The following is a 12,007-nucleotide window of genomic DNA, read 5'->3' on the forward strand; positions in this document are numbered from 1 at the left end:
ATTTTACACCTAAATATCTAAGTGTATCTTTGTGCTTTAAGTGTCTTAGTTGAATAATTGATATTCTTTTTTTACCACTTAGACACTGAGTACACTAAGAATCATTAAGAAACATTTCTGATATGAAAAATAATCTCAACGAAAAAATTATACTTGTTACGGGTTCTTCCCGTGGAATAGGCAAAGCGATAGCAATGATACTTGCACAAGCAGGAGCAAAAATCATTGTTCACTATTCAAAAAACGCTGTTGCTGCTGAAGAAACATTGAAGCAATTAGGCGAAAATGGATTGTATACAGTTAAAGCAGACTTAAGCAAAGAAGATGAAATAATTGCGATGGTCAAATTAATTGAAAGTAAAACAGGAAAAATTGATGTGCTGGTTAACAATGCAGCCTGGCATTCCAATATGAAACCATTGGAAAATAATTTTGACACATGGTTTACCGACTGGAAAGGCACAATAGCATCAAACCTCAACGGCACAGCTTGCTTATCATACCTTGCCTCCAAATTAATGTTGAAAAATAGTGGCGGAAGAATCATAAACATTTCATCTCGCGGCGCATTCCGCGGCGAACCTGAATCATGGGCTTATGGAGCTAGCAAAGCCGGATTGAATTCACTTGGTCAATCAATGGCAAAAGCATTAGCACCACAAAAAATATTCGTGTTCACTATTGCACCCGGATTTGTTTCAACTGAGATGTCCCAAAAAATTCTTAACAGCCCTCAGGGTGATGAAATCCGCAACCAGAGCCCATTTGGCAGAGTTGCTCTTCCTGGAGAAATAGCAAAGATAGTTTTATTCTTTGCGGGCGAAGCTCCTGAATTCATGACAGGATGTATCGTTGATATCAACGGTGCGTCTTACCTCAGGACATAAATTTTTCTTTTACATATTCTGCAATCTGAACAGCGTTGGTAGCCGCGCCTTTCCGAAGGTTATCGGCTACTACCCACATATTCCATGCATAATCATTGAATAGATCTTTTCTGATTCGGCTTACAAAAACTTCATCTTTTTCCTGAGCTTCAAGTGCAGTGGTATATTCTTCATTATTGGTTTTAAGAATCAATCCTGCTGCATCCTTTAATGCTGCAATAATTTTTTCTTTACTTACCTTTTTTTCTAACTCCACATAAACAGATTCAGAATGACCGCCTCTAACTGCAACACGGGCAGCAGTGGCACTTACGGAAATATTATTATCATTAAATATTTTTCTTGTTTCATTTACCAATTTCATTTCTTCTTTTGTGTAATCGTTATCGGTAAATACATCGCATTGCGGAATGCAATTCAAATCAATCTGACGGGCATAAAATTTACTACTATCATCTCCAACTCTTTCTTTTTCAAGTTGAGTAATACCTTTAATCCCGCTTCCAGTAACTGATTGGTAAGTTGAAACAATAATTTTTTTAATTCCAAAATTTCTATATAATGGCGCTAAGGCAACAAGCATCTGTATTGTAGAGCAATTCGGATTGGCAATAATTCTGTTTTCTTTTTTTAATGAATCGATATTCACTTCAGGCACGATAAGCGGAATAACAGGATTCATACGCCATGCCGAAGAATTATCAATTACATAACAACCTGCTGCTGCAAACTTTTCAGCCCAATTCAACGACACATCGCTACCTGCAGAAAACAAAACAATATGTGGTTTTTCATCGAGTGCTTGTTGAATTGAACATACCTTAACTTTTTTATTATTATAATAAATTTCTTTCCCTGCTGATTTTTCAGATGCTGCGGGAATTAACACATCAACCGGAAATTTTTTTTCTTCCAGAACTTTTATCATCACAGAGCCAACTAATCCTGTTGCTCCTACTACTGCTACTTTCATAATTTATTTATTTTATTTCGTGAATATCATATGGTGTTTCCTGGTAAACATAATAGTTCAACCAGTTTGAAAAAAGTAAGTTAGCATGACTACGCCAGTTTACTATCGGATAATTATTTTCATTATTACCCGGAAAATAATTTAATGGTTTTTCAATTTTCAATCCTTTATTTTTATCGCGTAAATATTCGGCCTTTAAAGTCAGCGCGTCGTATTCCGAATGACCGGTAACAAATATTCTTCTTCTATTTACTGCTGTTGCTAAATATACGCCGGCTTCAGGCGACTCAGCAAGCAATTGTAAATCTTTTACTTTTAAAATATCTTCTTTTTTTACTGTTGTATGCCTGCTGTGTGGGGCAGTGAAAACATCATCAAATCCTCTAACAATAGGAGGTTTATTATTTAATAATTTATGTTCAAAAACCCCAAAAACCTTTTTCGGCAACAAGCATTTTTCTATTCCGTAATAATAATAAAGCGCAGCCTGTGCAGCCCAGCAAATATAGAAAGTACTGGTAACATTTGTTTTTGCCCATTCAAAAATTTCAGTAATTTCTTTCCAGTATAAAACATTTTCAAATGCTTCCTGTTCAACAGGCGCACCGGTTACAATCATTCCATCATATTTTTTATTTTTTACATTTGAAAATGTATTGTAAAAATTTTTCAGATGCGATTCGGCTGTATTCTTCGGTTTGTAAGTTCCGGTCATCAGCAAATCGATTTCAACCTGTAATGGAGTGTTTGACAACAAGCGCATCAGTTGTGTTTCCGTATCGATCTTCAACGGCATTAAATTTACAATCGCAATGTTAAGCGGTCGGATATCCTGATGTGACGCCTTCCTCCTGCCTATTACAAAAATATTTTCATTTTGTAAAATATCTTTAGCAGGTAACCTGTCGGGAATATTTATTGGCATAACTTATATACTTTTAAAAGCGTTTTCAAAATCTGCAATAATATCATTAATATGCTCAAGGCCAACTGAAACGCGCAAAAGCGTTGGTGAAATTCCGGAAGCATTTAACTCTTCATCCGATAACTGCTGATGTGTTGTAGCTGCAGGAAGAATAATTAATGTTTTCGCATCGCCTACATTGGCAAGGTGACTAACAAGCTTTAAACTATTCACAAACTTCACTGCGTTATTTTTATCTCCTTTGATGACAAACGTCAATACCCCGCCAAATCCGTTATTCAGATATTTTATTGCTCTTTCGTGCGATGAACTATTTAGTAAGCCGGGATAATTTACTTTCTCAACCAAAGGATTACTTTGCAGCCACCCTGCAAGTTTCAACGCATTTTCACAATGACGTTTCATGCGGAATGAAAGCGTTTCCAATCCTTGTAACAGAAGAAATGAATTGAATGGACTTAAAGCCGGACCGAAATCACGCAAGCCTTCTAACCGTGCGCGTAGAATGAATGCAATATTTCCCGAAGGACTTCCGATTCCGAATTCTTTCGAAAAAACAATTCCGTGATAACCTTCTGAAGGTTCTGAAAATTGCAGGAATTTTCCATTGCCCCAATTATAATTTCCGCCATCCACAATTACACCGCCAATACTGTTGCCATGACCACCAATCCATTTTGTTGCCGATTCTACAACAATGTTTGCGCCTTGCTCAATAGGTCGGCATAAATAACCGCCACCGGCAAAAGTATTATCCACAATCAATGGCAAATCGTATTTTTCAGCTAACTTTTTGAATGCATCGAAATCGGGAATGCCTAAAACCGGGTTACTAATGGTTTCGAGGTAAATTGCTTTTGTATTTTTATCAATAAGTTTTTCAAATTCTTCGGTATTATCATTCTTTGCAAATCTTGCTTCTATTCCTAATCTTTTAAAAGATACTTTAAACTGATTATATGTTCCGCCATACAAATAAGGAGTAGAAACAAAATTATCACTAGTTTGTAAAATATTATTTAAAGCGATGAACTGCGCTGCATGTCCCGATGCAACTGCTAACGCACCAACTCCACCTTCGAGAGCAGCCATGCGTTTTTCAAAAACATCGGTTGTTGGATTCATGATGCGGGTATAAATATTTCCCGGTTCTTTCAATGCAAATAAATTTGCACCGTGTTCAGCATCCCTGAACAGATAAGATGTTGTTTGATATATAGGCACCGACCTTGATAATGTAGTTTGTTCTACATCTTGCCCCGCATGTATTTGCAAAGTATCGAAATGATATTTATTTTTCATGGCAGTTTTATTTATCTTAAACAGGCAACTACTAGTATTAAGTTAATTTTGAAACGGTAGTCATCCTGAGTTCATCGAAGGATGACTTGCTTACAGAATATTCACATTTCGATAAACTCAATATGACATTCTGTAACATATTAAGCTTAACTAAACATTAGTATATTTTTTTTAAGGTTCAATTTTCTATTGTTGAAAAATTCCTTGTGAATCGCTTTTATAGCCTTATCTCTGTCGTTTTGTTCAACAATAAAATAAGTTACAACATCCGATGCCCCGAAATTTATTGTTTCAATATTTATTCCTGCTTTAGCAACAGCGCTGAACAAACGTGCAGCAATACCAAGCTTTTCCATCATACCACAACCTACTACAGCAATCGTAGAAAGTCCTTTTTTCATAATTGAAGAGTTTACTCCACTTAATGGTAAATCTTTTATGATGCTATATGCTCTTTCCACGTCTGATGCGGCAAAGAAAAGATTGATATGAGTATGCGTATTAAAAACAAGTTTGATATTAATTTTTTCTGCTTCCAGTTTTCTTGTAATGATAGCCATCAAACCCGCTTTGATTCCAACTCCCGGACCACTGAAACGAATTACGCAAAAGTCGTCGCTGTATGTTACACTTTTTATTACTTCATCGCTCACATCTTCTCTTTCTCCAATAATAGTAAGCGGAGTAATTTTCGTATCAATTTTATTAATGTTGAAAATACGAATCGGAATATTTTTATCAAGCAAAGGCTCAACAGTTCTGGGGTGAAGAATTTTTGCACCGAAATAAGCCAACTCAGCAGCTTCGCCATAGAATAAGCGCGGAATTGTAACTGCATCAGCTACAAGTTTTGGGTCGGCACTTTGAAAACCATCAACATCTTTCCATATATCTAACGATTCAGCATCAATACATGCAGCAATTGCAGCAGCCGAATAATCGCTTCCTCCACGACCGAAAATTGTTTTTCTTCCTTCTTTTGATATTCCGTAAAAACCGGGAATAATAAAAACTTTATCAGCCGAAAGCCTTTCTCCTACTATTTTTCGTGATGCATTAAAATCAACAGAAGCATTACCATATTCCCCATCGGTAATGAGTTGCAGATCTTCAGGCAATACCTCTTCACACTGCAATCCTTCATTACGAATAATTGCCGTTATGATAAGAGCGCTTAATTTTTCACCATAACTCAATACTGCATCTTCAATAAATTCAGGTATTTCACCTAAATAATTTATTCCAAGTAATTGTCGTCTCAGTTCATTCAGCCTGATATCAAGTTGTTCAAGCACTTCGGTTTTATTTTTTTCCTCTTTGATATAATGATTGATGATATTTTCTTTCATCTCGGCAAGAAAATCGGTAAAAAGAAGAATATTTTTTTCATCATCCTTTGCTTTATTTATTATCTCAATAAGTTTGTTTGTAATTCCGTAAAACGCTGAAACTACTATTGCCAGCGGACGGTTGTAAAATTTTATTACATCCAGAAGTTTTTGAATGTCGCCTGTTTCTTTAAGGTTTGAGCCACCAAATTTTACTACAATTTTTTTCATTTGTTACTTTTTATTAAAATTTTAAAAACTAAAATTTTTATATTTTTTTCTTTTTCATCTGCATATTCTTTCACCATCCGGATATTATTTTCCGATTGAAATACGCAGGTTACCAAAAAAGGAAAATGATTTCCAGTTTCAGTTTTATTAAATTATGGTTTTTATATTTTTCATTATTTATGTTTAAATTATAATTCCCTTTCGGGTCAGGTATTAGCACCTTTCGGACTTTCCGGAGGTTGCTAGAGTATCATTGAGCCTGATCTCTCCACTCTTCTTTATAAATCAAACATTTCTTCGTAGAAAGGAATATTTGAAATGCACTGCAAAAATACATATTTTTTTAATCACAAATATCTTTTAGTGAAATTTTTCTATGATTTTTTAAAACTCAATTTCAACCTGGTTCCTGTAAATATCTTCCATCGTTTCTCTTTTACGAATTAAATATTCTTTGCCCTGAAAAATCAATACTTCTGCAGGACGAAAACGCGAATTATAATTCGAAGCCATTGAAAAGCAGTAAGCACCTGCATTTCGCATAGCAAGAATATCGCCTTCCGCTATTTCATTTATTTTCCGGTTCCATCCAAAGGTATCGGTTTCGCAGATATAACCTACCACTGTGTAAATTCTTTGTTTTCCTATAGGATTTGAAATGTTAATAATATCGTGATAGGAATTATAAAACATTGGGCGTATCAAATGATTGAAACCTGTATCAATTCCGGCAAACACGGTCGAAGTAGTTTGTTTAATTACATTTACTCTTGCAAAAAAATAACCTGCTTCACTAACCAGGAATTTTCCGGGTTCAAAAACTAATTCTAAATTTCTTCCGTACTCGTTACAAAATGCATTGAATTTTTCGGAAATCATATTTCCCAGTAATTCAATTTCTGTGTATAGATCGCTTGGTTTGTAAGGAACTTTGAAACCGCTACCCAAATCAATGTAATCAAGTGCTTCAAATTTTTTAGCCACATCTAAAATAATATCCACACCTTGTGCAAACACTTCAATGTCGAGAATATCAGAGCCGGTATGCATATGAAGCCCTTCAACACGAAGACCTGTTGTTTCAATAATTCTTTTTGCATGAGGAATCTGGTAAATGGAAATTCCAAATTTTGAATCGACATGACCTACCGATATTTTTTTGTTTCCGCCTGCCATGATATGCGGATTAATTCGCAGGCATACCGGTACATTCGGGAACTCATGACCAAATTGTTCAAGCACCGATAGATTATCAATATTTATTCTAACCCCAGCATCAATAGCCATTTTGATTTCTTCCATCGAAACGCAATTCGGTGTATAAATTATATCTTTGGGTTCAAATCCTGCTTTTAATCCAGCCCAAACTTCCTGTATCGACACAGTATCCAAACCGGTTCCTGCCATCATGAAAAGACGGAGAACATTAATGTTCGATAACGCTTTGCATGCATAGCAAATTTTTAAACGCTCGATCTGAAAGGCGTTTCTTAATTTTTTTAATTGCGTAAGCATTATATCTCCATCGTAAACATACAATGGAAGACCATATCTTTCGCATAATTCCGATACCGGGAAACTACCTAACCGGTATTCATTTTCTGAATTTAAAATCATATTATAAATTTTTATGCAAAAATATTTTTAGAAAATGATTCCAAAAAATAATTATACATATTAAACTTATTTTTAACTTTGTGTTAAATATTTAACAATATCATATGCAAACGATATCCGAATGTGTAAACAGGATCATAACCCGAAAGCCCTTTGTTGCAGAGGCTTTACAGAAAGGGTTGATCAATATATCATCGCTGGCACGAAACATTATTCCTGAAATTGAAGAACAATTAAAAAAGAAAGTTCAGCCGGGAGCAGTGGTTATGGCGCTTCAGCGTTATTCGCAGGAAAAGGAAATTGTAATATCAAATAAACTGAAATCATGCCTTAACAATATCAGCGATGTTTTTGTACGTTCTGGATTATCAGAATTTACTTATAAAAATTCAGATGATTTATTTAACCGTTATGTTTCATTTGTAAAAAAGATATCTTTAGGCAATGATGTCTTCTTCACCTTTGTTCATGGGGTTTTTGAAACAAATTATGTTATCAGTAATTCATTAAGCAAAATTTTCCGCGATGCTTTTAAAAACGAAAGTCAGGTTGCATATGAAACCGAACTTTCATCAATAACAGTAAGGTTGCCAAAAATAAATGTTCAGACACAAGGTCTGTACTACTACATTTTGCAAGGTATAGCATGGGAAGGAATAAACATCATCAACATGATCTCTACCTCCAATGAATTTACAATTATTGTAAAAGATGCTGATGTGGAAAAAGCATTCAGCGTTATTAAAAACCTGAAAGAAAAGAAACCGGGGAAATAATTTTATTTCATATTAATGATATCAGAAATCAATATTGAAGATTATTTAAAGTCATTTGCTGAAATACCTCTAATCGATGTGCGTTCGCCATCGGAATTTTTAAAAGGTCATATTCAAAATGCTAACAGTATTCCTTTGTTTTCGGATGAAGAAAGAGCACATGTAGGAACAGTGTTTATCAAACAATCGAAAGAGAAAGCCATAAAGTTAGGCTATGAATATGTTAATCCGAAATTAGAATATTTTATTTCCAAATCTCGAGAAGTTGCTCCACAAAATAAAGCAATTGTTCATTGCTGGCGTGGCGGAATGAGAAGCATGACCTTTGCTGAACACCTCGAAAAGAATGGCTTTTCAGAAGTATATGTATTAAAAGGCGGTTATAAAGCTTTTCGAAAATATGTTCTCGATTCTTTTAAAAGAAACGCCAGGTTGTGCGTTATTGGAGGTTTTACAGGCAGCGGTAAAACAGAAATTTTAAAATTATTAAAAGAAGATGGAATGCAGGTAATCGATTTGGAAAAGCTGGCAAACCACAAAGGCTCTGTTTTTGGAGGTATTGACAAAGGCACTCAACCCACAACCGAACAATTTGAAAATAATCTATTCATGGAATGGAATAAAATGGATTTCTTAAAACCAATTTGCTTTGAAGATGAAAGTAAGAGCATTGGTTCTGTAACCATTCCTTTTGAAATATATAAAATGTTAATTGAAGAACCTGTTGTTTTTCTTGAAATTCCCAAAGAAGAACGTGCAAAATTCCTGGTGAAAGAATATGCAGGTTGTAATAAAACTGCACTGGCTGCTGCCATTCAGAAAATTTCAAAAAGATTGGGTGATATGAATACACACAAAGCCCTTGATTGGCTTGAGAAAGAAAATTTTTACGAAGTTGCTCTTCTTGCGCTCAACTATTATGACAAATCTTATAAGGAAGTTTTATTACACAGAAATCCAAAGATGGTTCATACCATAAAGCTGAAGAATACTGACCATTGTGAAAATGCAAGAATCCTAAAAGAATTTATTGAAAAAGAAATTTAACCGCAAAGTGCGCAAAGCATAATTAAAACGCAAAGAAAAATTCTGATGAAAATATTTCTAACAATTTTTCTTTCTTTACTTAAAACTTAAATTCTTATTTTCACAATAAGCCTGAAGGGCTTAAATATTATTCAACTACTTCAGAGTTGTATATTTCTTAGTGTTTTTTACCGCAGGTTGCGCCTGCGGTTATTTATATTAATCCCTTTCAGGGATATTTATTTATTTTTTCAATCCTTCAATCTGCTCTTCCAAAACTTTAATCTTTGCTTCAGCATCGGATTGTTTTTTGCGCTCTGCGTCTACAACATGGCTTGCTGCGTTGTTTACAAAATTTACATTACTGAGTTTTTTCATTACACTTTGTAAAAATCCTTTAGTGTAATTCAATTCTTCTGTAAGTTTTTTTATTTCTTCTTCCACATTGAAATTGCTGCTTACCGGAATATAAAATTCGGTATTCCTTACAACGAAAGTAAAAGCGCCTTCAACCTTTTCATCAACATAATCAAGCATTTCAAGATTACATAATTTGCAAACCAATGTATCGAAAGTTAAATCGGGTTGTTCGCTGTAATTTTTCTTTATGGAAAGTTTTATTTTTTCTTTATTCGGAATATTCTTCTGTGCCCTTATATTCCTTACTTCCATAATAACATCGCGGGCAACATCAAATTTTCTTATTATTTCATTATTGATTTTTCCAGCTAATGGAAGCAATGCATTAAAAATGCAATCGCTATCTTCCCTTTCTCCAACCAGGTGCCATAACTCTTCTGTAATGAAAGGCATGAAAGGATGCAATAGCTTCAATAATTTTTCAAAAATTTCTATTGTTGAATTTAATGTAGTTTTATCTATTGGCTTCTGGTAGTCGGGTTTAATCATCTCAAGATACCATGAACAAAAGTCGTCCCAAACTAATTTGTATACGCTCATCAAAGCTTCAGAAACCCTGTATTTATCGAAGTGATCGTTGATGGCTTCTATTTCCTCATTCAGTTTTGCTTCGAACCATTTTATTGCAACCTTTGAAGAATCGGGCTGTTCGAGCTTTTCATCAACATCCCAGCCTTTAATTAAACGAAATGCATTCCATATTTTATTACAGAAATTCCTACCCTGCTCGCACAAACTTTCATCGAATAACAAGTCATTTCCCGCAGGTGAACAAAATAACATTCCTGTACGAACGCCATCGGCACTATACCGTTCCATCAAATCCATGGGGTCAGGTGAATTACCTAGTGATTTCGACATTTTTCGTCCCTGCTTGTCGCGAACCATTCCGGTGAGGTAAACATTTTTAAAAGGAATATCTTTTCGGTATTCCAATCCAGCCATTATCATTCGCGCTACCCAAAAGAAAAGAATATCAGGGGCAGTGATCAAAACATTGGTCGGGTAATAATATTTTATATCCGCATTATCAGGTTTACTGATTCCATCAAAAACAGAAATAGGCCACAGCCATGATGAAAACCATGTGTCGAGCACATCTTCATCCTGTTTTATTTCATCAGGTTTATAATCGATATTGAATTTTTCTTTTGCTTTTTGCTTTGCTTCTTCTAAAGAAAGCGCAGCAACAATTTCTCCATTAGGCAGATAGAATGCAGGAATGCGATGCCCCCACCACAACTGTCGGGATATACACCAATCCTTTACATTTTCCATCCAATGCTTGTAAGTGTTTTTGAATTTTGCAGGATGAAATTTTATGGTATCGTCCATTACCACATCCAGTGCAGGTTTCGCCATTTCGCCCATTTTCAGAAACCATTGCATGGAAAGTTTAGGTTCAATGACTTCGTTAGTCCTTTCGGAATAACCAACATTATTTTTAATGTCTTCTGTCTTTACCAGCTGTTCTTTCTCTGAAAGCAATTCAACTATTTTCTTTCTTGCTTTAAAACGGTCAATGCCAACAAGTATTTCAGCATTTTCATTCAATGTTCCATTATCATTGAAAATATCGATGCTTGGTAATTTATGTTTTATTCCAAGATTGTAATCGTTGATATCGTGTGCCGGCGTAACTTTCAGCGCACCGGTTCCAAAATCGCGTTCAACATATTCATCGTAGATAATAGGAATACTGCGGCTAATCAAAGGAACCAATGCATGCTTGCCTTTGAAACTTTTATAACGTTCATCTTCCGGGTGAACGCAAATTGCTGTATCACCCAGGATTGTTTCGGGACGCGTGGTTGCAATAGTTATCCATTCATCTTTTGTTCCTTCAATTAAATAACGAACATAAAATAATTTTGAATTTACTTCTTTGTAATTTACTTCTTCATCGGAAACAGCTGTCAATGCTTTCGGGTCCCAGTTAACCATACGAACGCCGCGATAGATAAGTCCTTTATCAAACAAATCGATGAATACGCGCACTACCGATTCCGATAAAGTTTCATCCATAGTAAAACGGGTACGCTCCCAATCGCAGGATGCGCCCATTTTTTTCAGTTGCTCAATAATAATTCCTCCATGCTTGTGAGTCCATTCCCATGCATGTTCAAGGAATTTTTCGCGTGAAATATCTTTTTTGCTTATTCCTTCATCTTTCAGTTTATTCACTACTCTTGCTTCTGTAGCGATTGATGCATGGTCGGTCCCGGGAAGCCACAATGCATTCTTTCCCTGCATGCGGGCTCGACGAACAAAAATATCCTGGATGGTATTATTCAACATATGTCCCATGTGCAAAACACCGGTAACATTGGGCGGCGGGATTACTATACAATAAGGTTCACGTTCATCAGGAACGGAACGAAAAAATTTATTTTCATTCCAGTATTTATACCACTTATCCTCTACCCTTGAAGGGTCGTACTTTGTTGCAATTTCCATCACTTCAAATTCATTTTTTTGCAAATTTAAGAAAAAACAAACAGTGGAAAATTTCTTTTATCTTT

General features: G+C 35.2%; 9 protein-coding genes and 1 riboswitch. Of the genes, 3 read left to right on the forward strand and 6 right to left on the reverse strand.

Annotated elements, in window-relative coordinates:
* Window positions 1–122 precede the first annotated feature (122 nt).
* A complete protein-coding gene (locus PKK00_07625) occupies window positions 123–887 on the forward strand; it encodes an SDR family oxidoreductase (protein HNW98261.1) in 765 nt (254 codons plus the stop codon).
* On the opposite strand, the gene PKK00_07630 is transcribed toward PKK00_07625, so the two are convergent.
* The 5 genes from PKK00_07630 to lysA all read right to left on the reverse strand — a co-directional run bounded on the left by PKK00_07630 (window position 877) and on the right by lysA (window position 7,263).
* A complete protein-coding gene (locus PKK00_07630) occupies window positions 877–1,860 on the reverse strand; it encodes an aspartate-semialdehyde dehydrogenase (GenBank protein HNW98262.1) in 984 nt (327 codons plus the stop codon). The two genes, PKK00_07625 and PKK00_07630, sit on opposite strands and share 11 nt — an antisense overlap.
* 7 nt (window positions 1,861–1,867) lie before the next feature.
* A complete protein-coding gene (gene metA, locus PKK00_07635) occupies window positions 1,868–2,785 on the reverse strand; it encodes a homoserine O-succinyltransferase (GenBank protein HNW98263.1) in 918 nt (305 codons plus the stop codon).
* 3 nt (window positions 2,786–2,788) lie between these two features.
* On the reverse strand, window positions 2,789–4,087 hold the full coding sequence (locus tag PKK00_07640; GenBank protein HNW98264.1) for an O-acetylhomoserine aminocarboxypropyltransferase/cysteine synthase: 1,299 nt from the start codon (window positions 4,085–4,087) through the stop codon (window positions 2,789–2,791).
* Between the two features lie 146 nt (window positions 4,088–4,233).
* A complete protein-coding gene (locus PKK00_07645; protein ID HNW98265.1) occupies window positions 4,234–5,646 on the reverse strand; it encodes an aspartate kinase in 1,413 nt (470 codons plus the stop codon).
* Window positions 5,647–5,831: 185 nt separating this feature from the next.
* A riboswitch (SAM riboswitch) is annotated at window positions 5,832–5,933 on the reverse strand.
* Between the two features lie 97 nt (window positions 5,934–6,030).
* The gene (gene lysA / locus PKK00_07650) at window positions 6,031–7,263 is read right to left on the reverse strand and encodes a diaminopimelate decarboxylase (protein ID HNW98266.1); all 1,233 of its coding nucleotides are present in this window, start codon (window positions 7,261–7,263) and stop codon (window positions 6,031–6,033) included.
* A gap of 104 nt (window positions 7,264–7,367) precedes the next feature.
* On the opposite strand from lysA, the gene PKK00_07655 reads away from it, so the two are divergent.
* Both PKK00_07655 and mnmH read left to right on the forward strand, forming a co-directional pair.
* The gene (locus tag PKK00_07655) at window positions 7,368–8,039 is read left to right on the forward strand and encodes an aspartate kinase (protein ID HNW98267.1); all 672 of its coding nucleotides are present in this window, start codon (window positions 7,368–7,370) and stop codon (window positions 8,037–8,039) included.
* A 15-nt stretch (window positions 8,040–8,054) separates the two neighbouring features.
* The gene (gene mnmH / locus PKK00_07660; protein ID HNW98268.1) at window positions 8,055–9,086 is read left to right on the forward strand and encodes a tRNA 2-selenouridine(34) synthase MnmH; all 1,032 of its coding nucleotides are present in this window, start codon (window positions 8,055–8,057) and stop codon (window positions 9,084–9,086) included.
* Window positions 9,087–9,308: 222 nt separating this feature from the next.
* On the opposite strand, the gene PKK00_07665 is transcribed toward mnmH, so the two are convergent.
* Window positions 9,309–11,942, reverse strand: coding sequence for a valine--tRNA ligase (locus tag PKK00_07665; GenBank protein ID HNW98269.1), 2,634 nt, complete (start codon window positions 11,940–11,942; stop codon window positions 9,309–9,311).
* Window positions 11,943–12,007 lie beyond the last annotated feature (65 nt).

It is taken from the genome of Bacteroidales bacterium, from assembly GCA_035353855.1.
GTDB lineage: Bacteria > Bacteroidota > Bacteroidia > Bacteroidales > CG2-30-32-10 > DAOQAK01.